Below are 21,268 nucleotides of genomic sequence, written 5' to 3'. Positions count from 1 at the left end.
AGGGCCGGTCATGGCATTGGATAAAGACGCGCTCAAAGGGCGCATTCTTAGCGAGTTTGAAGCGCTGGGCGCAACCATGGGCGGGCATTCCTGGATGCCAAAGTTTGCCGAAGCGCTGGCCAATGCGGTGGTGGATGAAATCCAAGCCAACGGCAAAGCCATCGTGAAGGGCGGATCGAGCGCCGGCGCGCACAACATCGAGTAAAGGCCATGAAAACAGGCACCAACCGCGACACCGGGGCCGCGATCGGCGGCGTCCCGTATTTGCGCCAGCGACTTTATGACGTCATCAATACCCCGCTTGGGTCGCTGGTCGGTCGCCGCGAATTTGGGTCCCGGTTTTATGAACTGGTCGATCGCAACGTGGCCCCCCGCTTTCACATGGACGCGTATATCCGTTTATCTGACGCGATAAACAACCCGGCCAACGGCCTGGAGGATTTCCGCCTCTCTGAAATGGTGGTCGAGCGAGTAGGCCCGGCGCATTTTGGGATCACGATTAGCGGCACCTCGACCGAAGGGGAATCGATAACAATGGACGGGCTTATGTATGAGTGAGGGCATTAATTTAGCCTTGTTGCCACCGCTTGACGTGGTGAAGCAAGTTGATCACGAAGCCATCATCGCCGACGTGGTCGCGCGGGCGGGCTTAGAAAATGCCAGCCCGTCCGATCCGGCGTTTCGTGTCACCTTGGCCAACACCTACCGCGAGGTTTTGTTACGCCAAGATGCCAACGAGCAAGCGCTCGGCCTGACCCTGGCATACGCCACGGGGCCAGAGCTGGACCACATCGGCGCAACCTATTACCAACACCCCGACGGCGCGCCGGTGCTGCGCTTGCCTGGGGAAGAAAACGACGCGTACCGCACCCGGTTGCAAAAATCCCCCGAGGGGTTATCCGTGGCCGGGCCGGATGGGGCGTATGAGTACCACGCCCGAAGCGCACACCCCGACGTGAAAGGCGTCGCGGTGGACAGCCCCGCCCCGGTCGAGGTGGTGCTGTCGATTTTAAGCCATAGCGGCACCGGTGAGCCGCCGCAAAGCGTGCTCGATGCGGTCACGGCCTACATCAAGCCGTTTCGCCCTATGACGGACCAGGTGAGCGTGGTGGGCGCGACGGTGTTGCCGTATCGCGTCACCGCGGCGATTTACCTTAAAGCCGGCCCCGATCCCGAGTTGGTGCGCCAGGCCGCCGAGGCCAGGCTGTTGGCCTACCTCGTCGCCCAGCACAAACTCGCGGGGCGCGTGGTCGAGTCGGGCGCTCACGCCGCCTTGACCCTGGAAGGGGTCGAAGAGGTGCGCCTCACCGCCTGGGAAGATGTGATCGCCACCAAGCAACAAGCGCCCTATTGCACCGGCGTGACGGTGTCGATCGGGGGGCTGGTATGACGGATAAATACTCGCTGTTGCCGGCATCGGTGTCCGAGCTTGAGCGCGATCTTGAAATCGCCCTCGCGCGCATTGAAGACATCGACATCCCGATCGCCACCTTGTGGGACCCGTGGCGCTGTCCGCTTGACGTGCTGCCCTTTTTGGCCTGGGCGTTATCGGTGGACATGTGGCGCACCGAGTGGCCCGAGGTGGTCAAACGTCGCGTGGTGGCCTCGTCGCTGTCGGTGCATCGCCGTAAAGGCACCCGCGCCGCCGTAGACCAGGCGTTAAAAGACTTGGGCGTCACCGTGGATTTGGTGGAGTGGTTCGAAGCCACCCCCGCCGCCCCGCGGGGCACCTTTGACGTCACCGCCTGGGCGAATGAGTACATCACCGATCAGCCGGGCTACTTAAATCAAGCCTTGTATGACCAATTGCGCCAGGCCATCAACAACGCCAAAAACACCCGAAGCCATTACAGCTTTAAAGTGGGGGCGAAGTTTGGGCCGAACGCCATCGGGGCGGCCACGGCCATCACGGGCCTGGCGGCCATTGCCCGGCGCAGCGCGCCGAGCGTGCAAGAACCGTTAGACAGCCGCGCCAATGTCGGCGTGGCGATGACTGTAAGCGGCACCAACCTCACCCAACGACGCGCCCAGGCGGCCATTGATGCCCGCCCAAGACCCACCACCATGGTGATCGGGGCGCGGGTGCAAGGGGCTGTCGTGGTTTACCGACAAATGGAGGCTATTGTGTGAGCAATCCACTGATCCCCGTGATCACAACGCGCGGTTTGGCCGCCGTGTTTAACGGCCAAAATACCGGCCTTTCGGCCGAAATTACCCACATTGCCTTGGGTGAGCATGGCCGCACCCCGAGCAAAAACGAGGTGGGGCTAACCAAAGAGCGAATGCGCATCCCGGTCGCAGACGGCGCGCGCATTGACGACCATCAAATCCACCTCACCGGTTTAGCCGACGGGGAGACCGAGTTTTGGGTCCGTGAAATCGGCTTTATGCTGGCCGACGGCACCATGCTCGCCGTGTGGTCTGACACCAACCCGCTCGCCTACAAGTCCGCCGAGGTGCCGCTGTTGCTGGCCTTGGATTTGGTCCTGGCCGCCTTGCCGGCTAATTCCGTCAATGTCACCGGCACCGGGGCCAATTTGTCCCTGGCGGCTTGGGGGGAACAACTGGCCACGGTGGCGGCGGCGAACGTGGGCAACATGGCCCGCCATGTCGAGCTGTTATTTCGCGTGAACGACCTCGAAAAGCGCTAAGGGGGCCGCATGGCGGACAGTGATTTAACCCTGGTTACCGGCACCACCCTCGCATTCAGTAGCGTGTGGGAGCAGCAAAACGACGCCGGCGCGTTTGAGCCGGTGATCATCACTGGTTGCACCGCCCGCTTTGTGATGCGCGATGAAAACACCGGCGAAACCCTGGTCACGGCCAGCACGGGCGCCGGCATCACCCTCAACGGTGACACCGGCGAAGTGGTGGTCAATCTGCCGCCGTCAAAAACGGCGGGATTACGCGGGGCCATGCTGGGCGATGTGGGCTACGAATTGCGCGTCACGTTCCCCTCGGGGGATGTCTACTCGCTGATGATGGGCTTTGTCGCCATTGTTGAGGGCAAATTCAATGATTGATGCCACCAACCGCGTGACCCAGGTCAAGGTGGTGCGCCAGGTGGTCCGGCTCAAACAGGGCACCCGGCAAACCGTCATTGATCGCCAGGTCCGGCCGCGGTTGACCGTGGTCCGGGCGGGCGTTCAAGGCCCGGTCGGCACCGTGGCCGAGGAAGTGCTCAGCCGCGCCGAAGCGGCCGAGCGCGCCGCCAAGTTGGCCGCCGCCGTGGCGGACCAAGCCACCGAGGATTTGGCCGCCCTGATTGAAAAAATGGATGCCGCCTTTGTGTTTCACGCCGGCAGCATCGCCGCCCAAGGGGATTAAATGAGCCTAGCAACGCAAATCAATAACATGATCGCCGCGGTCAATGGGCTGATGGGGGTGATTAACGGCAAGTTGCGCAGCAAAGCGGACCGGGCCGAGATTTACACCCAAACCCAGCTCAACGACCCAGCGACCACCCTCGGGGCCAATGCGGCCACGGCCTCGACGCTGCGCACGTCGCGCACGATAAGTTTAGGCGGCCAGGCGACCGGCTCGGTGGGTTTTGATGGCAGTGATAATGTCACCCTGGTGGTGACCGTGCCGAGCCTGGCCGACAAAGCCAACAAGGTGGACACGCTCACCCCCGCGCAAATCGATGACCGCATCCAGGCGGTGATTGGTGCCGCACCGGGGGCGCTGGATACCTTGGTCGAAATTGCCGAGGCGCTCGGCAACGATCCCAATTTCGCGGCCAGCATGACCACGGAATTGGCCAAAAAAGCCAACCGCGCCGAGGTGTACACCGTCGCGCAAATCGACGCCAGCTTTGTCACCAAAGAGGGCACCGCCGCCAATGCGGCGCTGTTGGGGGGGAAAGCCTCGGACCATTACGCCACCGCGGCGGGCCAAAACAGCTTGGAAGAGCAAATCGGCACCGCGTTCCAGCGTTTGGCAGACAGTTTTAATAACGGCGCGGCCGCCATTAACGGCACGCTCACACAATAAGGAAAACAAACGCGATGAGCTTAGAACAACAAGTCGCTAATTTGGTGCAAGCCTCGAATAATTTGACTGGGGCGGTGAATGGTAAGATTGCTGAAATTGACCAAAAGGTCGATGAAGCAACGACAGCAGTGCCGGAAAAAATTCGAGAAGAAATGTCGAAGCGTGTTTATGTTAATGCTATGAGTGGTAGTGATAGCAACCAAGGCACGCAAAGTAGCCCGTTTAAAACATTGCAACATGCATTCAATGTTATTGCTACCGCTGGATATGGTTCTATTGATGTTTTGTCGGACATCACAGTTACGTCTATTTTGGGCGCTGGTGAAAAAAGTATTATCGTGAACCTGAATGGTAATACTATGACCATGAGAAATGGCGCTGTCAGCGGCTCTAACTTTCGCGTGGATTTCCGTTATGGAAAGATTGACATACAAGATACAGGCGCTGAGTGGTGGGCTGGGAACTGTATGTGTATTGGAACATTTGGTGTAATTCGGTTTGGTGCGCATGAAACGGCATCGTCAGAAGTCGAAGTGACATGTGGTGTGGAATATTTTATAGCCGCCGATGGCGGGAAAATGGATTGCTCATTTACATATTTCAAAGGTATTTCAGGGCTGGATAAAACAGGTCAAGCCGTTACGCCAGCTTTATATAAAAACCGTGGTGGTCAATTTGAGCTATTCAAATTTGCAACCTCATTAGATTCTGGCTTCACATTGGAACCATAAGGGGACGTTAATGAAAGGCGATTTTGAGCATAATGGTACTAAGTATCAAGGTTGGGAAATGACCGTTGATGCATTGGCTTCTACTGGTATTAGTCTTGAGGAAAGAAAGGGGGTGGTATCCAACTTTAACTGGAATATCATTCGCACTCGCAGAGATCTTTTAATCAGTAAAACGGACTGGACGCAGGTTCCTGATTGCCCTTTGTCTAATGAAAAGAAAGCCGAGTTTTTAGCGTATCGCCAAGCCTTGCGCGATATTCCGCAAACCTACACTAACCCTGATGATGTCGTGTGGCCGACTAAGCCAACGCTTTAAAGCACGAAAGTAAGAAAGCACGAACGCCGCTTAATGCGGTTTTTTTGTGCCCCAATTTCCCCCAACGCCCCGGCCTTCGCTGGGGCTTTTTTTATGGAGTGAGCAACATGGCCGATTATTTACACGGCGTTGAACAGTATTTTCTCGAAAACATGGGCCGCCCGATTGAGGTGTTGGCCGCCTCGGTCATCGGGGTGGTGGCGACGGCCGACGACGCCGACGCCGCCACGTTTCCCCTAAACACCCCCGCCCTGGTCAATAGCGAAAAACAAATCGCCCTGGCTGGCACCACGGGCACGCTAAAGCACACCCTCGAAGACATCTACCGCCAAACCGGCGCGGTGCTCGTGGTGGTGCGTGTGGCCGAAGACGCCGAAGAGGGCGTCACCATTGGCAACGTGATCGGGCAGTTGGACCACGAAACGAACAGTTACGGCGGCTTAAAAGCGCTGTTATTTGCAGAAAGCCGCCTCGGCGTGCGCCCACGCTTGATCATTGCCCCGGAGTTTTCGCACAAACTCGGCGTGGGCGCGGAAATGGAAGCCGTCGCCAAAAAGCTCAACGCGATCGCCATCATCGACGGCAGCGAAAACGGCTTTTCTGACGTGGTCAATGAGGTGAAAAACTTTGACCAGGCATTCTTTGTCAATGGCGGCATTAAGCTCATTAACGCCGAAGGGGAAGAGATCACCCGCAAAGCCTCGGCCACCATTGCCGGCCATATCGTGCGCGTGGATAACGAAGAGGGCTATTGGCACTCGCCGTCGAGTCGCAAAATTTACGGCATTGTCGGCACCTCGGAGCCTATCGACCACGCCATCGGCTCACTGACCAGTAAAGCCAACTTGTACAACGCCCAAAACGTGGCGGTGATTGTGAACCAAAAAGGGGGCTGGTTCTTGTACGGCAACCGCCTCGCCAACGGGACCATGTTGCCGCACCAGCGCATTCGCTACATCGTCGGCGACTCGATTTTGTACGCCCACCAAGAAATGGTGGACCGCAACGTCACCAAAGCCTATGTGGACGGCGTCAAAGGCCGCGTTAACAGCCTGTTGCGCCGCCTAAAATCCCGCGAAGTGATCGCGGGCGGGGAGTGCTGGCTCGACAAAGAGCTGAACGTCGCCGCCATCGGCACCGCCCAAGTGTATTGGGATTATGACCTCGGTTTCTACGACGTGGCCGAGCGTTTGACGTTCCGCCAACACGTCACCGACCGTTACAACGAAGCCATTTTCAGCTAATTAAGGGGGCCATGTGGCACGTTTACCCAGCATCATTAACGACATCAACGCGTTTTTTAAAGACGAAAGTTTCGCCGGTTTGTGTAACACCGTGACCTTGCCGAAAGTGGTGGTGAAAACCACTGACATGGTGCTCGCCGGTTACGCGGGCGACATTGAACGCGATCTCGGCAAATTGGAAAAACTCGAATCTGAGGTCACGATCTCGGCATTCGACCCGAAAGTGATCGACCTGGTCGGCGACCGCGCGAGCCGTGACGAGCAATTCGTCATCCGCGGCGCGGTGGATGCCGACGGCCAAATCAAAAGCGTGATCATTCGCATGCAAGGCTTTTGGAAAAGCTACGAGCACGGCGGCGATTTCAAAGGCGAAGAAGAAGCCACGCTGAAATTCGCCATCGCCGTGGACGTGTACGGCTTGGAAATTGACGGCAAAGAGGTCGTGTTTATCGACAAGCCAAACAACATTTTCCGCGTGAACGGCAAAGACCGCAACCAAGCGATCCGCGAAGCCCTCGCACAGTAACCCGCCCGCCGCCCTCACTCGGGCGGTTTGTCTTGTCCGCCTCGGCCATTGCCGGGGCGTTTTTGTGAGTAAAACCCATGACCCAAACCACCAAAAACGTGACCCTGTTTAAACCCCTGACCCGTGGCGACACACAAATCACCGCGATTGAACTGCGCGAGCCGAACACCGGCGCATTGCGCGGCCTGGAGCTGTTTTCTGTGCTGCGCATGGACGTCACCGCCTTGCGCACCCTGGTCCCGCGCATCTCGACCGTGACGGCGAACGAATTCGACCAACTCGGCCCCAAAGACTTGGCCATCGTGGCCAATGAGGTGGCGAGTTTTTTCATGGAATAACCGTGCCGCCGGACGTGATGGAAGTCGAGGCCGATCTCTTTCTCGTGTTCACCGGCTGGGACGCGTTAACCACGGCGGCGATGTCGCTGTCTGAATTGATGCATTGGCACCGTATCGCGATAAAACGCCACGAAAAAGCCAATGAAACAACCTGACGCCCAGCGCCTACCGATTGTGTGGGGGCTGGGCGTTTTTTTCGTATGTGGGGGCCACAATGAGCGACACCAATATGCGCCTGAACCTGGTCATGGGGATGGTGGATAAGCTGACCACCCCGATCCAAAAAGTGACGACGCAAACCAGTAAAGCCGGGGAGCAAATCAAAGCCACCTCGGATCAGTTGAGCAAGCTCGGCGGCATGTCAAAAGACATCGAGCATTTTCGCAAGCTCAAAACCGAAACCCAACACACCGGCGCGGCCTTGGCCGAGGCGCAAAAGAAAACCGGCGAGTTATCACAAGCGCTGAAAGCGTCAGAGGGGCCGCTCAAATCGTTACGCCGAGAATACAGCGCCGCCCAACAAAACGTGGATCGCCTGGCGCAAGAAATGCGCCTCGCGGAAGAACCCAGCGAAGCGTTGACGCACCAATTCAAAGCCGCGCAAAATGAACTTAAAATGCTAGGCCGCCAAGTCAAAGCTGGCGAGTCTGGCTATAAAAAACTCACCCGCGAGTTTGACCAAAACGGCCGGGCGGTTCAAAAACTCAAAAACCAAACCACCGACGAAACCGCGCAATTGCAAAAGCTGCGCGCGACGTTACAAACCGCCGGGGTGTCCACCAAAAACCTGACCGGCGCAACCAGTAAGATCCGCCAAGAAACCGCCCGCTATAACGCCCAACTGAAAGCCCAGCAACAAGCCCTGGATGACGTGAACGCGCGCCAAGAGCGCATGACAAAGCTCGCCGAGCGTAACAGCAACATGAAAATGTCCGCCACCACGGACGCGGTCGGCGTCGGCGCGGCGGTGTTTGGGATCAAGCAATTGGTGGACGCGGCCGGCGAGATTGGCAGCGCCCAGGGGGAAATTGGATCGCTCGGTATCGATGCCGCGGGCATTGAAGCCATCACCCAAAAAGCGAAAGCGTTTTCCGACGAATGGGCCGGGACCACGACCTCGAATTTCATCAAGGCGTCGTATGACATCAAATCCGGCATCGCCTCGCTGTCGGATGTGGCGGTCGGCGAATTTACCAAAATCGCGGCCTTGACGGCGACCGGCACCAAATCGAGCACGGCGGAAATGACCTCGCTGTTTGCCACCGGTTACGGCATTTACCGTAAACAGTTTGGCCAGTTTGCCACCGCCACGGTGGACGGCTGGGAATCGCTGTCAGAGCAAGAGCGCGACATCAAATTCGGCGAGTATTTTTCCTCGGGCATTGCGAACAGCGTGCGCCAATTTAAAACCGACGGCGCGCAAATGAGCGCGGCGATCTCGAACCTGGGCGCGACCGCCACCTCGGCCAATGTGCCGTTTTCTGAGCAGCTTTCTATTCTTGGCCAACTCCAAGCCACGATGGGCGGCGGCGAGGCGGCCACCAAATACCGGGCCTTTCTCGGCGCGGCGGCCGGCGCGGGTGAAAAGCTCGGCTTGTCGTTTACCGACACCAACGATCAGCTGTTATCGATGCCGGCGATTTTGAGCCAGCTTCGCGACAAGTACGGCGAAACCATTGATGCGGTCGAAGCGCAAGATCTGAAAAAAGCCTTTGGCACGGACGAGGCGGTCGGCCTCATTCAGTTGCTTTACCCGGAAATTGACGCCCTAAACAGCAACATCTCGGCGATGGATAAGAACCTGCAAGGCGGCATGGACACCACCAAGGCGATGGCCGAGTCCATCGGCAAAGGGACCGCGGAATCGTTCCAGATCTTGAGCCAGCGCGTCAGCACCACGGCCGGCGCGTTGGGGGAATTGTTCGCCCCTGCGGCCATTGCGGTGGCGACCGTGATCGGCGACGCGGCGATCGGGCTGCGCGGCTTCATTGAAGCGTTCCCGATCTTGTCCCAGGTGCTCGCGTTTGCGGTGGTCGGCATGTTGGCGTTTAAAACCGCCTCGATTGCCGGGCGCTTGGCCTTTGCGTATTGCTCGGACGCGGTCCTGTTCGGCCAAAAAGCCTTGGCCATGCTCAACGTGACCCAACTCAAAAGCACGGCGCTGATGACCGTAAACCGGGTGAAAACGCTCGCCAGTGCGGCGGCCACCTGGACCTTGGCCACGGCGCAAAAAGCCCAGGCCCTCGCCACCACCTTGGCCAACGGGGCCACGCTGCGTGCCGGCGCGCTGATGGTGGCCTCAAAAATGCGCACCCTGGCCGCGGTGTCGGCCCTGGTGTTGATGACTGGCACCCAAAAGGCGCTGGCGGCCAGTTCGGCCGTGATGACCGGCGCACAATGGGCGCTCAATGCGGCCATGATGGCCAACCCGATCGGGCTGGTGATCGCCGCCGTGGTGGCGTTGGTCGGTGTGGTCGCCCTGGTGGTGAAATATTGGGAACCGCTCGGGGCCTTTTTTAGCGGCGTGTGGTCGCGTGTCACCGCCGCGTTTTCGGACGGCTGGGCGTTCATTAAGTCATTGCTTGCCTGGACCCCGATCGGGCTGTTGGTGCAAGCCTGGGAGCCGTTAACCGGCTTTTTTGGCGGCCTGTGGGACGGCATTAAGGGCACGTTCGGCGCGGCGATGGAGTGGCTTTCATCGACGGTACTCGCCCCGATAGCCGCCATTAAAAACGCCCTGGGCGCGGCCTGGAATGCGGTGTTTGGTGGGGGCGATGTGGAAGTCGCCGCCAAGGTCAAACACATGGGCGAGCAGTTGCCCGCCGCGGTCAATCCGGCGGCCGTGTCCACGGAGGCCGGCGGCCAGGTGAGCGCGGTCAAGGTGACCGGCGCGGGCCAAGTGCCCGCCGCCCAGACCACGCCCGCGGCCCCGTCGGCCTCCTACGGTGACATTGTCATTCATGCCGCCCCTGGCATGGACCCGGAAGCGATCGCGCTTGAAGTGCGTCGCCAACTTGAGGCCCGCGACCGCCAAGCGGCCAGCAAACACCGCGGCCGTTTATACGATTAATCATTCAATCAAGGAGGGGCCGCCCCGGCGGCCTGTGTGACGCGTATGTCTGTAATGATGGCGCTCGGCGAGTTTCAATTCAGTGTGTCAACCACCCAATACCAAAGCCTCAAAACGTCGATGGCCTGGCGCTGGGCCAAATATGACCGCCACGGCCGCAAGCCGGGCAAACAATTTCAAGGCGCGGACAGCACCACCAAAACGTTATCGATTGCCATTTATCCGCAAAGCGCGCGCGACCTGGACGTGGTCGGCAACTTGCGCGCCCTGGGCGACACCGGCAAGCCGCTTCGCTTGATTGCCGGTGCATTGAAACGCCTCAATGGCCAAGCCAGCGCCGCGGGCCTAGATCTGGGCCTGTGGGTGATGGAAAAGCTCGACATCGACGAAAGCGCCTTTTTGGATAACGGCATCGCGCTCGAAATCAAAGGCAGCATCACGATCAGTGAATACGGTGACGACGAGGTGACCGGATGAAATACCGCACCAATCAAGGCGACATGCTCGACGCGGTCTGCCACCAATACTATGGCGCGCGCACCGGGGCCATGGAGGCGGTACTCGCCGCCAATCCGGGCCTGGCCAAAGTGGGCGCCATCTTGCCACCGGGCACGGTGATCCTGTTGCCGGACCTCGGCCCCGCGCCGCGTGACAATCAGGTGTCTTTGTGGGATTAAACAAGGAGAAATCGCAATGAAAAACGTTGTGTTTAAAGTCGTGGCCAACGGCGCAGACATCACCGCGAAAATTGCCGATCGCTTGTTGCGTTTGGCGTTGCATGACGAAGCCGGGGTCGAAAGCGACACCGCCGAGATTGAACTCGACAACCGCGGCGGCGCGGTGGCGGTGCCGCCCACCGGGGCCGAGTGGGACATTTACCTCGGTTACGCCGGCGCGTTGTCGTTTCGTGGCACGTACACCGTGGATGAAATCGACGAACCGCTCAATGAGGACATTCTCACCATCAAAGCCAAGGCGGCCAACATCAAGCAAGGCATCAAGGCCCCGCGCGACGCCAGTTATGATCCGCTCACCCTGGGCGAGCTGGCGACGCTGATTGCCGAGCGTCACGGGTATCAACCCGCGGTGGCGCAAGCGCTGGCCGGGGTGTCCCTGGCGCACATCGATCAGCGCGGCGAGTCGGACATGAACTTATTAACCCGCCTGGCGGCGGACAATAACGCCGTGTTTAAGATTGCCGCCGGGCGCGTGGTCGTGGTGCCCAAAGCCGCGGGCCAATCCGTGAGCGGGAAAACCTTGCCCACGGTGACCGTGAGCGACCCGCACAACACAAGCGGCCATGTCACCTTGTCAGAGCGCCATGATTACCAATCCGTGGTGGCCTATTGGTTTGATGAGACCGCCCAAGAGAAAGTGGCCGAGCGCGCCGGCGCGGGCGACCCGCAATTCGTGATCCGTAAAAACCACGCCGACGCCGAGGCCGCCATGCGCGCCGCCGAGGCCAAGCTCGCGAGCCTTCGCCGTGGCAATGGCTCGCTGTCCATCACGCGCCCGCTCACGCTCGACATCATGCCCGAGGGGTTTGTCGTGCTGGAAAACCACAAACAAAGCGCCAATGGGCGCTGGCTGGTTGAAAGTGTCGATCATGTGTTGGAGCCAGGACGGGCGGCCACCACGTCGGCCAGTTGCGTGATGGCGACCTAAACCGGGCCAAGGTCATGATTTTTCTGTATCGGGTGTGCAAAAGTTGAACACACCCGCTTTAATTGCAACGTGGAGATCGTTAGAGTAGACAGCGCGGGGTCGCGTGTGCGCCGGTCAAGGCCGGACAAAAAAGCAGCAAACGCGCCGCCGTGATCGTGAAAGCGTGACACCGTGATCTTTTTTTTGGTGCGAGTGTCCGCATCGTGTGGTAATCTTACCGCGAAATGTTGTTACTGTGCGCAGGGCAACACGACGAAAGCAACGCAAGAGAAAGACAAGAATACGAGGTTTGTGGGCTGTGGTTTGGCGACTCAGCGGGCAAACAAGACAAATTACCCCGGCTTAGATAAGCAAAACCCCGCACAAGGCGGGGTCCAGAACCGGGTACAAAGGAAGCCATATTTAGCAACCCTCTAAATCTGTTTTGGCGGCAGAATTTAGAATACCGGGAAACTCAATGCTAAGTTTACTTCCTGTACTCGGTTGCTGCAAGCCCAAACAAGGTTAAAATGCAACCGTTATGATCAATATGACGCAAACTGTGCCCGCCCTGGTGCCGGCTACCCCCGAGTTTCGCGAGTACACCGCGGCCGAAAAGAGCACCTGGGCCAAGAAAAACGCGGCCGACAACGCAAAATACATCTCTGATTTCCTTGGTTTTCCTGTCAGTCCGCGCTTGCCGTTCGTGTTGTTGCAAGCCGCGCGCGATGTCTGCGCCGCGGCCACCGACCCGAAAAAATTCATTACCCGCTTATGTCAGCGCGGCGATCACTATCAAAATTGCATAAAAGTGTTGGCCACGGCGATCGTGCATTACGATCTCGCCGCGAACCTGGTCGCGACCCGCGACAAGATGGGCAAGCTGCAACGCTGTGAAAACGATTTGTTCACCGACCGCCTGGGCATGGCCCCGCGCACCGTGGACAACGTGATCGCGACCATCAAAGAGGCCGGGCTATACCTGTCTTTTGAGCAGCGCGAAAGCACGAAAGAAGGCCACCGCGGCCGCGCCTCGATCAAGCGTTTAAACATGGGCCTGTTTAACTGGCTGGGATTGGGCCGTGAGGCGAGCGTGCAACGCGCGAACGCCAAACAGCGCCAGGACATCAAGAAAGTGACCAAGACGCCGACCGACGTTGTGCTCGACAGCTACCGCACCACCGCCGAAACGGTCCGCGTCAAACGCGTGAACCAACGCGCCGAGGCGGCCACCGCCCGCCGTGTGGCGGCCCTGGCCGACGCACAGAAAAGCAACCGCACCGCCGAGACGCTGGCCCTGCTAGAGCAAGGGATGACGCGCGAGGCCATTCAAGCGCATTTCGACAAAACCGACGACATACCCTATTAAATAACCTCAAATGACCATGCCGCTTAATTGCGGTCAAAGCCCGTTGAGCGCCCCGTAAAACGGCGCAACATCACGGCCTGGGCGTGGGGTTTGGGGTACAATAAGGGCGTGTTCTTGGCGATGTCAGGGCGCGTATCACCCCCTTTTGTCGCCGCCGCAAAACTTATCCCCATGTAAATGGCGTGCAAACTTTTTACAGCAAGCGCACACTCTCCCATAGTAAAAGAAACACAATAGTGTCGCTTCGCGACAAAGTTACCTCCCATGAAATTGGACCCATTACCGAGATAAACCCCCAAACATTGGCCCGCCAATTTAACGGGCCCCGTCGCACCACACACAAGACACGACAACCCCAAGCCATTGCGGTGGTGGTGCTCTGGTGATGGCCTTCTCGTCTCGCTGGCGCAAGATTGCGCTCACCAACACCGCAGGCTCTCAACGGACGCAAACCGCTTCGCGGGGCCTAACAGCAAAGGGGGTGATCAGGGCCTTTTTTATGACGCTGGGCGCGCCGCTATCAACCGCCATGCAATAAACACCTATCTTGATGCGGCTTATATGGTCTGCGACCATCAAGAGCACCACGGCCCGCACCGGGCGTTACCTGCGAGCAAGGCGTGACGCCGTCACACGCGCAAACCGTGTCCCCGTTCCCTCCTGGTCTTTTCCCTTTTTCTCTCTTTGCTCTCTTTTTCCCCGAAAGCCTTTTTAAATCCAGTTCAAAACATCAATTCCCGTTTATTCCTTTGCTAGTGTTTATGTATTCGAGTGTTTAAAAGGAATCTGCACACATGGCCCTACCGACATTAATCGAAGACTCACAAAGAAAGTGGTTGTTTAAAGTCACAGCCCAATCCAAAGAAGCTGACCTTAATCTGTGCCTGCTCGGTTTCTTTTTGGGTTCGGGCATGACTACGCTCGAACTGTGCCGGGTTCAAGTCGGTGACGTGATCACCAAGTCGGGAGAACTGGCTCGGTGCTTTGCTGTTCGTGGCGATGTTGAGCGGGATTTCTATCTGTCGAACGGGGATTTAAAAGCGTTGGTCAAACGCTACATCGAGAAGCGCAAGAAAGACGGCGATCACCCTGATTACTTTCAAGGGCATGACCCTAGCGGCCAATTCTTCACTAGGAGCAACGGAGACGCGTTTAATGTCAAAAGACGGACGACGGCAAGGGGGAATGACAGTTATCACTGTAACGCGCTAAATAATCACATTAAAAGGCTGTTAAACGATGGCGGTATAGAAAGCCCGTCAATCTTGTCAGGGCGTAGAACGTTTGCGGTGAGATTGAAACGGCACGGTGTTGACGTGCCGACAATTCATTTAATGCTGGGGAATAAAGATTTATCGACCACTTACAGGCTATTGGATTCAGACCCGGTCGATATGGGCGCTATTGCTGAGATGGCGTTTTAGCTTTCTGATCGGCTAGGTCTTTCAACCAGCCGCTTATATTGGGTTCACCTCCCTTTTCGTACCCGTCACGAATCGCAGCCTCAGCCCATGCTTGATGCTGCGTGCTATTTACTCGAAGGCCAACGCGCTTATCTGCTGTGACTTCTTTTTTTGGTCGCCCTACCGGGCGTTTCTCTGTTTTCATGCGCTCATTTTAGTACACACAAAAAATAATTGAAATGGTTAATTAATGTATGTACAATAATTCCATTATCACAACATCACGTTTAGAGAGACACGCAATGAAAGTTTTCCACACTAGCCCTCAGAAAATCGAAACCATCACGCGCTTTGGCACGTTTGGCGATTGCTTGTTTTTCTCTGCTGACGTTTACGTGATGACTGCATCGGGTAGCCACGTTGTTTACTCGCTGGAACTGGACGACAGCAAAGTGATCAGTGCTTCAAAGTTGTATGACGAAGCGATTGTGTCTGAAATTGCCGCGTTGTTTGATTGCGACGAAGAACAAGCCGAGAGCTTGCTTGATGCGTCTGAAAGCGAGTGGGACTTTGATTGCGATGCCGATAAATCTTGGAAACTGCAAGCGCTACGCGGCGAGTGCGCAAAGAAGATGGGCTTTGATGCGTGTGAAGACGAAGACGAGCAAGGCACGGTGTATATCGTGCCAATGTCAGGCCGCGAAGCTGACTTAATTGAAACTAAATAAGGGGAATTTTTAATATGAAAAAAATCGTTTTTACAGCAGTGGTTTTGGCTGCCTTAGCAGGATGTAGCAGAGACGCGCAAGTTGCTTCAAGCAATCTATCCAAGGCCGCAGACATGTTTGAAATCGACCGTCGTGTTGTTTTCTATAACGGCATTACTGGCGATTACATGCTGACGATTGAGGGCAAGTGTTCAATTGAAGACAGCGGCCACAAGGTGCAAGTCACTTGTAAAACTGGCTCAAACTCTTTCAAGCGTCACCAGTTGGGGCTGTCTGATAACGTCACCTATTTCGCGGAACATTTAACGGGAACTGATGTGAGCGTTTATCACCATCGAATCGTTTTCAAACCTCAAACCATTGTTCCTGAAATCGACCTGAATATTGACGGCTCGGAACTATTGAACGACAGGCATTAATCTAAGGGGAATTTTCGCGTGACTGAGCCAGATAAGTACATGTATACGAACGATGAATTTGAGTACAACGGCAAGTGTAAAGGCTGCGCTCATTCATTTTTCAATAAAGATAAAGCTGGTCGTAGAATGTTTAAGACCGGCAAGTGCAATGTTAAGAATAAGTATTTGATAGCTACTCCGTCGATTGGCAGCTACCCATGCAAATCATTTAAAAAGAAATCTTAGGGGAATTTTTGACCATGGCAAAGCTAACAGCAAAAGAGAAAAATTGGATTAAGGACATGCAAAAGTTACTTGATGCGTGTCCGAGTCAGCGCCTTGGGTTCTACGCTAATGGCGATCGTGACGTTGGTGTTTTCGATGTCACGATGGTTGATGAAGTTCACGATCGCTTACATGAGGGTTCTGGCGAGTTTTGCACGGCTTGTGATGAATTGGGCGCTGCGTTTGGCGTCTTTCTCGAATTTCCAAATCAAGTGCATTCAACGGCGGGATAATCTAAGGGGAATTTTTGACCATGGCCGCGAGTTTTAATTGTAAGTGTGGTGAGCGTAAGAAACCGCTTAAAGATCGTCAGTGGCGTGTCTTGCAATACAAAAGTCATCACTCGGCGTTTAGTGGCTATCACTACACAACTAGCGATTATTCAACAGTTGTTTGTGACGCGCCGGGGTGTAGTGGCTGCGGCAGAACCAAGGCTAAATATGTGGATGAACTGGTTGCGCTAGGTAAAACCAGATAAAAATTAAAGGGGAATTTTTTCAGTGGCTAAACGGTATGGGACGCCTCGGGCAAGGCCGGGGCAAATGAAGCTGCAGTACGGCCGCGTCGATGGCTGCGATGATCATGTCATTGCCTACGGCGAAGGCATCCCACGTTGTGATCGGGCGTTGTTGTTTAACCTGGTTGGCGGAAAAACGTTTAGCCCTGTCAGTCAGGTCTGGAACGACTCGTTTTTGGAAGAATTAGAAAAGCGAGGTTATGACCTCACCACACTCAAAATTTCGGTCGAAAAGAAGGCCGAGGAAAACTAAGGGGAATGTTTCAATGGAACAAGCACTAGAAGCACTACGACAAGCCATTCAAGACGCCGAAGAATTTGGCTTGGTTCGCACCGAAGATGGAACGGTAATTACAGGGGCTATGCCATCAGAAGACGGCATTGTTTTAGTCAGAGAGTAGATTTGACAGGTGGGCACGTGTGCCCACAAAGGGGAATGTATGGCCATCATGACAAACACCGAGGAAATGAAAGCCGTGTTTGAACGCCTAAGCCGCGCGGCGCTTATCGACAGCAAGGACGGGGTGTCTACTGTCGCCACGAATGATTTGGCGGCGCTGTTGATGTGTTACACGCTGGAGACATTGAAAGAGACAAGCCCGCCCCGCTGATGTAATTTCCTGTCAAAGACTGACCGCCCACGCTGGCGGTTTTTTTGTACTCTCAATATCCTTTATATATATGTTGTATATATAAAGGATATTTCTTGCGTATGGAGTGGATATAGTTTAAATATATACACATGCACTCAAACAAAGGATATAGAACATGATTATTGCAGTTGCGCACAATAAAGGCGGTGTGGGTAAAACCACGCTCTCTCTCAACTTGTCGGCCGTGATTCATCCTGACATCGTCATCGATCAAGACTTGCACCAGAGCTTGGTTATTCTCAACACGTTGCGCGATGTACCGCTCAACGTGGTGACCTGTAAAGACCGGGGCGAACTGATTGCGCAATTACGACAAAGTGAACAAGGAAAAACAGTGCTTGTTGACTGTGGCGGGTTTGACTCTGATTTAAACCGGGTTGCTGTTGCTGCTGCTGATCTTGTTCTGGTTCCTGCCAATGACGACATTAACGAGTTAATTGGTTTGCGTAGTTTTGATGATGTCTTGGCGACGGTCAGCAAAGAGATGGATAAGCACATCACGGCGCACGTCATCTTTAATCGTGTACACCCAAATCGCCGCCGATTTGAAGACGCCGAAGCCTTTATTAATAACGCTAAACATCTCACTCGTTTGCAGACGATTATGCCAATGCGTAAAAGCTACCCAACGGCGGCAGCTAAGGGGCTTGGTGTTGTCGAGTGTCGGGCCACCAAGTACAGCGATGCGGCTAGGGATATGAGAGGCATTAAGGGTGAAATTGATGCCCTACTAGGGAAATAAATATACATTAGATATGCTTTATATATATAATGTATATTCAAAGAGTATCTAAGGGATACATTTTAAATATAGGTGCGGTTATGGCGGATTGGGATAAGTTGGGCAAGGTCGGTGATGCGGCCCCATTAAAAGAAAACAAAGACAACGCGGGCAAGTCGAGCAAACCTAAACTTTTGAGCGCTGTGCCTGTGAGTTATTTTGACGGTCACGACGCATTGAAAAATCGCGGCGGAACGGGGCTTTCATTTTCGGCTTACATTCTGGAAGCCGTGAGAGAAAAGCTAGAGAGAGACGGCGCATTGTAGCGCTTAGATAAAGGCAAGAAAAAGCCGCCGAAAGTTTTGCAGGCCATCGGCGGCTCAAACAACATCACATAGGGGTACTACATGAGCCATTTAGTTAACGATCTTATCAAAGCGCACGCCGCGGGTAAATCAATTCATTTGGGGCCGCTGTCGGGGTCTGAGTTGCGTTTGTTGTTGTCAGAATTGCGCGCGGCCATGAGCCAAGCCAACGCATAACAAAAGGGTGGGCTAATGGTGGCAAACCGTTCGCCCTTATTCACTCGTGAGGTGATTAAGAAAATGAAAGCGCAACGATTATCACAGACACAAAAAGACGTGCTGTTTTTGTTGGCCTTGCTTGAGGTGAATGGCAAAACGGGATTAATCCCCGCCGCGCGGGTGAGGGACATGGCCACGACCACGCGGCCCGCTCCCATTGACCCGTCGAATTTTCGCAAAGGGGTTCACACGATGGCCTCGCGCGGATTGATTGACGTCGAACGCGGCCACAATTTGAGTTTGTTTTTACGCTTATCAAATGTGGGCCGCCACACGGCCGCCGGGATTTACCGCGACCGCACGGGCGAACAACTGGACGTCAAGCAAGCCGACGATGAGCAAATCACTATCTTTGATGTGTCCTAAAAGTGGACATGTTTTTTTAACCAGTATCGCGCCCACCGTTTTTTTATGATGTGCTGATGGCTGACAGGGAATAAGGAAAAGGGATCATGAGAATAGAAACGAATACAAACCTTGTGTATGACGCGCAGCATGAAAAGTGCCTGTGCATCACGAGCCAAGCCGATGGCCGGGCGTTTGCGTTTGTCCAATGCTTGGATGTTGGCCACGACGGCAAAGGCGAGCGCGCCAAACGTTATTGGGGGCTGTATGACCCAGAAAACCCCGCCGCCTCGATTGAGCGCATCATGCGAAACGGTGGCAAGTGGCCACAGTTGCCGAATTAAGGGGAAAAGAGAGAAGAAAGCGCCGCTGGCGCTTTTTTTGTGCCTAAAATCTGCGCTGTGATGTATTTAACCACGCTTTGTGGTCTCATTGGCACGTCATCAACGTAGTAGAGGAAATTGTAATGACATACACCATTTTCCGCGGCGATTGCCTAGAGGAAATGAAGGGCATTGCGTCGGGCAGTGTGGACTTGATTTTGACCGACCCGCCCTATGGCACTATCAAGGGCATCAAAGGCATGAGAACAGATTGGGACGATGTGATCGACATGCCCGCCATGTTTCTCGAATGCTTTCGTATTCTTCGCCCTAATGGCGCATTGATATTGTTTGGTCAAGAGCCATTCACGAGCAAGCTGATTTTATCCGGGCACGGCTCGATGCCGTTCTCGCACCGCCTTGTTTGGATTAAAGAGCATTTCGGCTCGCCGTTTATGGTGTCCAAGGTGCCCGCCAATTACGTCGAAGACATGGTGGTTTATTTTAAGCGGAGTGATGATTTTAGAGAGCACCCGTTAAAGCCGTGGTTTGATAGTGAATTGATTGCGGCCGGGCTGACGCGCGCAGAGGCGGTCAAGCGCTTTGGTTCGACGGCGGGGCACTATTTCACGGATGGGCGTCAATTTACGGTGCCGTCAGAAAGCAAGCTGCAGACCATACAAGCGGCCACCGGGCGCTTTGATAAGCCTTATGCCGAAATTAAACGCATTGATCAGGCGTTCCGTGATGAAATTAAGGCCCGCTGGCCGCGAACGTTTAACCTTGCACCGGGCAAGAAGTTTAAAAGTAATGTGTTGCAATACAAGCGCGATTTAACCGGGCTGCACCCAACGCAAAAGCCTGTTGCGTTGTTGGTTGACTTGATCGAGACCTACAGCCGCCCCGGCGATACGGTGCTCGATTTCACGATGGGATCAGGGTCAACGGGTGTTGCGGCCCTAAAAACCGCCCGCCCTTTTATTGGCATCGAGCGCGACCCGGAATATTTCGGCGTTGCCCGTGACCGATTGGCCACGGCCAAAGATGAAATGGACGCTGCAGTATAAAAACAAGAAACCGCCACTTTTGGCGGTTTCGTCGTTTTATGGTCATCAAACTGATCGGCCCAAAACGCCCGCCAAAATACCCGCCAAACTGTCATAAACTTTCACCCGCCATTAAGCCCCCTGTGCGCCATTTTGCCCGCACTTTCTCGGCCTTGCTGCCCATATCACCGCCAACGCCTCAAAACCGCGCCACAACGCGCCTATTTAACATATAGCGCCTAAACCGCACCGGGTTTGGGTGCGCCTGTTATATTTCTTCTTGCTGCCGCTGCCATTCGCTGATGATGATCTGAATGAGCAATCGGCGGTTTTCTTCACTGAGCAATCGCGCCGCGGCGGCCACATCGTGCGCGGTGGTGGTGTCCACGTCGAGCATGTCGAGCGAAATGTCGAGATCGGCAAGTTCTAGCGCTTCAATGACGGCGCGGTAATAACTGAGCCGCATGTCGGCCCCTTGCTCTATTCGCTGGTAGGTCTTTAACGTCATCCCGGCTTTTTTTGCGAGTGCCGTTTGTGTCATGCCCGCCGCTTTTCGGCGCATTTTTATGACTTCTATAATCGGTTCTCTTAGCATCCGTTCACCAAAAAAGGACTATTTCGGGGAGTTTAACGCAAGAATGAGACCATTTTGGGGAGTGGGGTTTTATGTTGCCCGCAAGCGCAGTATATTCGCCGCCCTCGGGAGTTGCCCCGTTTTTCATGAAAGGTTAAACGTGATAAATATCGAAAAAAGCGCGCTAATCGCTGCAAAATGCGATAGCGTTCGATGCATTTTGCGAATGTTAGAGGATGCGAATTTGTCAACGGATGACGTGAAGAAAGAAACCCTGGCCGGCTTGATATTAATCGCCTGCCTGGTCGAGCGTATCGAAGGGGTGACCGCCCAATAAAAAAAGGCCAGCATCATGCGGGCCTTTTGGGCTTGGTGGTCTAGGTTATTTCGTTTAAATGAGGTTTGATGCTGATATTAATTGCCCCTGTTGATTCTATTTTGGGTATTCGGATTTAAGTGT

The 21,268-nt window shown here is 55.1% G+C and carries 34 protein-coding genes; 33 read left to right on the top strand and 1 reads right to left on the bottom strand.

Annotated features, from left to right (window positions below; all coding sequences use genetic code 11):
- Nucleotides 1-10: 10 nt before the first annotated feature.
- The 32 genes from BCT27_RS02325 (at nt 11) to BCT27_RS02180 (ending at nt 20,255) form a co-directional block, all read left to right on the top strand.
- A complete protein-coding gene (locus BCT27_RS02325) occupies nt 11-205 on the top strand; it encodes a hypothetical protein (RefSeq protein ID WP_102394919.1) in 195 nt (64 codons plus the stop codon).
- A 5-nt stretch (nt 206-210) separates the two neighbouring features.
- On the top strand, nt 211-558 hold the full coding sequence (locus tag BCT27_RS02320; protein ID WP_102394918.1) for a GPW/gp25 family protein: 348 nt from the start codon (nt 211-213) through the stop codon (nt 556-558).
- Nucleotides 551-1,390 carry a baseplate assembly protein gene (locus BCT27_RS02315; protein WP_102394917.1) on the top strand — a complete coding sequence of 280 codons (840 nt, stop codon included), beginning with the start codon at nt 551-553 and terminating at the stop codon, nt 1,388-1,390. The genes BCT27_RS02320 and BCT27_RS02315 overlap by 8 nt, the downstream gene beginning before the upstream one ends.
- The gene (locus BCT27_RS02310) at nt 1,387-2,130 is read left to right on the top strand and encodes a phage tail protein I (protein WP_102394916.1); all 744 of its coding nucleotides are present in this window, start codon (nt 1,387-1,389) and stop codon (nt 2,128-2,130) included. The genes BCT27_RS02315 and BCT27_RS02310 overlap by 4 nt, the downstream gene beginning before the upstream one ends.
- On the top strand, nt 2,127-2,651 hold the full coding sequence (locus BCT27_RS02305) for a phage tail-collar fiber domain-containing protein (protein ID WP_102394915.1): 525 nt from the start codon (nt 2,127-2,129) through the stop codon (nt 2,649-2,651). Before BCT27_RS02310 ends, BCT27_RS02305 begins: the two co-directional genes overlap by 4 nt.
- Before the next feature lie 9 nt (nt 2,652-2,660).
- A complete protein-coding gene (locus BCT27_RS02300) occupies nt 2,661-3,023 on the top strand; it encodes a hypothetical protein (RefSeq protein WP_102394914.1) in 363 nt (120 codons plus the stop codon).
- Nucleotides 3,016-3,327, top strand: coding sequence for a hypothetical protein (locus tag BCT27_RS02295; RefSeq protein ID WP_102394913.1), 312 nt, complete (start codon nt 3,016-3,018; stop codon nt 3,325-3,327). The genes BCT27_RS02300 and BCT27_RS02295 overlap by 8 nt, the downstream gene beginning before the upstream one ends.
- Complete coding sequence (locus tag BCT27_RS02290) at nt 3,328-3,993, top strand: hypothetical protein (RefSeq protein WP_102394912.1); 666 nt, start codon at nt 3,328-3,330, stop codon at nt 3,991-3,993. It abuts the gene before it with no gap.
- A 14-nt stretch (nt 3,994-4,007) separates the two neighbouring features.
- Nucleotides 4,008-4,724, top strand: a complete 717-nt coding sequence (locus BCT27_RS02285; RefSeq protein ID WP_102394911.1) for a hypothetical protein — start codon at nt 4,008-4,010, stop codon at nt 4,722-4,724.
- Between the two features lie 58 nt (nt 4,725-4,782).
- Nucleotides 4,783-5,040 carry a phage tail assembly chaperone gene (locus tag BCT27_RS02280; RefSeq protein WP_102394955.1) on the top strand — a complete coding sequence of 86 codons (258 nt, stop codon included), beginning with the start codon at nt 4,783-4,785 and terminating at the stop codon, nt 5,038-5,040.
- 107 nt (nt 5,041-5,147) lie between these two features.
- On the top strand, nt 5,148-6,284 hold the full coding sequence (locus tag BCT27_RS02275; protein WP_102394910.1) for a phage tail sheath C-terminal domain-containing protein: 1,137 nt from the start codon (nt 5,148-5,150) through the stop codon (nt 6,282-6,284).
- Nucleotides 6,285-6,297: 13 nt separating this feature from the next.
- Nucleotides 6,298-6,810, top strand: a complete 513-nt coding sequence (locus BCT27_RS02270) for a phage major tail tube protein (RefSeq protein ID WP_102394909.1) — start codon at nt 6,298-6,300, stop codon at nt 6,808-6,810.
- 77 nt (nt 6,811-6,887) lie between these two features.
- On the top strand, nt 6,888-7,148 hold the full coding sequence (locus tag BCT27_RS02265; RefSeq protein ID WP_102394908.1) for a phage tail assembly protein: 261 nt from the start codon (nt 6,888-6,890) through the stop codon (nt 7,146-7,148).
- Nucleotides 7,149-7,150: 2 nt separating this feature from the next.
- Complete coding sequence (locus tag BCT27_RS25360; RefSeq protein ID WP_106427224.1) at nt 7,151-7,303, top strand: GpE family phage tail protein; 153 nt, start codon at nt 7,151-7,153, stop codon at nt 7,301-7,303.
- Between the two features lie 59 nt (nt 7,304-7,362).
- On the top strand, nt 7,363-10,218 hold the full coding sequence (locus BCT27_RS02260) for a phage tail tape measure protein (protein ID WP_198597496.1): 2,856 nt from the start codon (nt 7,363-7,365) through the stop codon (nt 10,216-10,218).
- Nucleotides 10,219-10,263: 45 nt separating this feature from the next.
- Entirely contained in the window at nt 10,264-10,695 is a 432-nt protein-coding gene (locus BCT27_RS02255) for a phage tail protein (RefSeq protein WP_102394907.1), read from the top strand.
- Complete coding sequence (locus BCT27_RS02250; RefSeq protein WP_102394906.1) at nt 10,692-10,895, top strand: tail protein X; 204 nt, start codon at nt 10,692-10,694, stop codon at nt 10,893-10,895. Before BCT27_RS02255 ends, BCT27_RS02250 begins: the two co-directional genes overlap by 4 nt.
- A gap of 16 nt (nt 10,896-10,911) precedes the next feature.
- Entirely contained in the window at nt 10,912-11,883 is a 972-nt protein-coding gene (locus BCT27_RS02245; protein WP_102394905.1) for a contractile injection system protein, VgrG/Pvc8 family, read from the top strand.
- 520 nt (nt 11,884-12,403) lie between these two features.
- Complete coding sequence (locus BCT27_RS02240; RefSeq protein WP_102394904.1) at nt 12,404-13,231, top strand: hypothetical protein; 828 nt, start codon at nt 12,404-12,406, stop codon at nt 13,229-13,231.
- 794 nt (nt 13,232-14,025) lie between these two features.
- Nucleotides 14,026-14,655, top strand: a complete 630-nt coding sequence (locus BCT27_RS02230; protein WP_102394902.1) for a site-specific integrase — start codon at nt 14,026-14,028, stop codon at nt 14,653-14,655.
- A 281-nt stretch (nt 14,656-14,936) separates the two neighbouring features.
- Nucleotides 14,937-15,362: an AcrIF11 family anti-CRISPR ADP-ribosyltransferase gene (locus tag BCT27_RS02220; RefSeq protein WP_102394900.1), complete on the top strand. Its 426-nt coding sequence runs from the start codon at nt 14,937-14,939 to the stop codon at nt 15,360-15,362.
- Nucleotides 15,363-15,376: 14 nt separating this feature from the next.
- Nucleotides 15,377-15,781, top strand: coding sequence for a membrane lipoprotein lipid attachment site-containing protein (locus tag BCT27_RS02215; protein WP_102394899.1), 405 nt, complete (start codon nt 15,377-15,379; stop codon nt 15,779-15,781).
- A 239-nt stretch (nt 15,782-16,020) separates the two neighbouring features.
- The gene (locus BCT27_RS02210; RefSeq protein ID WP_102394898.1) at nt 16,021-16,278 is read left to right on the top strand and encodes a hypothetical protein; all 258 of its coding nucleotides are present in this window, start codon (nt 16,021-16,023) and stop codon (nt 16,276-16,278) included.
- Nucleotides 16,279-16,587: 309 nt separating this feature from the next.
- Nucleotides 16,588-16,815: a hypothetical protein gene (locus BCT27_RS02205; RefSeq protein WP_102394897.1), complete on the top strand. Its 228-nt coding sequence runs from the start codon at nt 16,588-16,590 to the stop codon at nt 16,813-16,815.
- Nucleotides 16,816-16,828: 13 nt separating this feature from the next.
- Nucleotides 16,829-16,963 carry a hypothetical protein gene (locus BCT27_RS25960; RefSeq protein WP_277871996.1) on the top strand — a complete coding sequence of 45 codons (135 nt, stop codon included), beginning with the start codon at nt 16,829-16,831 and terminating at the stop codon, nt 16,961-16,963.
- Nucleotides 16,964-17,002: 39 nt separating this feature from the next.
- Entirely contained in the window at nt 17,003-17,173 is a 171-nt protein-coding gene (locus BCT27_RS25445; protein ID WP_157939225.1) for a hypothetical protein, read from the top strand.
- Between the two features lie 157 nt (nt 17,174-17,330).
- Nucleotides 17,331-17,957: a ParA family protein gene (locus BCT27_RS02200; RefSeq protein ID WP_102394896.1), complete on the top strand. Its 627-nt coding sequence runs from the start codon at nt 17,331-17,333 to the stop codon at nt 17,955-17,957.
- An 80-nt stretch (nt 17,958-18,037) separates the two neighbouring features.
- Complete coding sequence (locus BCT27_RS02195; protein ID WP_102394895.1) at nt 18,038-18,262, top strand: hypothetical protein; 225 nt, start codon at nt 18,038-18,040, stop codon at nt 18,260-18,262.
- Nucleotides 18,263-18,343: 81 nt separating this feature from the next.
- Nucleotides 18,344-18,478 carry a hypothetical protein gene (locus tag BCT27_RS25955; protein ID WP_277871995.1) on the top strand — a complete coding sequence of 45 codons (135 nt, stop codon included), beginning with the start codon at nt 18,344-18,346 and terminating at the stop codon, nt 18,476-18,478.
- Nucleotides 18,479-18,493: 15 nt separating this feature from the next.
- On the top strand, nt 18,494-18,886 hold the full coding sequence (locus BCT27_RS02190; protein WP_102394894.1) for a hypothetical protein: 393 nt from the start codon (nt 18,494-18,496) through the stop codon (nt 18,884-18,886).
- Nucleotides 18,887-18,972: 86 nt separating this feature from the next.
- On the top strand, nt 18,973-19,209 hold the full coding sequence (locus BCT27_RS02185) for a hypothetical protein (protein ID WP_102394893.1): 237 nt from the start codon (nt 18,973-18,975) through the stop codon (nt 19,207-19,209).
- A gap of 122 nt (nt 19,210-19,331) precedes the next feature.
- A complete protein-coding gene (locus BCT27_RS02180; RefSeq protein WP_198597494.1) occupies nt 19,332-20,255 on the top strand; it encodes a DNA-methyltransferase in 924 nt (307 codons plus the stop codon).
- Nucleotides 20,256-20,502: 247 nt separating this feature from the next.
- On the opposite strand, the gene BCT27_RS02175 is transcribed toward BCT27_RS02180, so the two are convergent.
- Nucleotides 20,503-20,796: a helix-turn-helix domain-containing protein gene (locus BCT27_RS02175; RefSeq protein ID WP_338417992.1), complete on the bottom strand. Its 294-nt coding sequence runs from the start codon at nt 20,794-20,796 to the stop codon at nt 20,503-20,505.
- 4 nt (nt 20,797-20,800) lie between these two features.
- On the opposite strand from BCT27_RS02175, the gene BCT27_RS25575 reads away from it, so the two are divergent.
- Nucleotides 20,801-21,145, top strand: coding sequence for a hypothetical protein (locus BCT27_RS25575; RefSeq protein ID WP_198597498.1), 345 nt, complete (start codon nt 20,801-20,803; stop codon nt 21,143-21,145).
- The last annotated feature ends 123 nt before the right edge of the window (nt 21,146-21,268 follow it).

The sequence above is a fragment of the Enterovibrio norvegicus genome, assembly GCF_002876705.1.
GTDB classification, from domain to species: domain Bacteria; phylum Pseudomonadota; class Gammaproteobacteria; order Enterobacterales; family Vibrionaceae; genus Enterovibrio; species Enterovibrio norvegicus_B.
The sequence above is the reverse complement of the archived record's forward strand: the minus strand, read 5'-3'. Positions and strand labels throughout refer to the sequence as shown.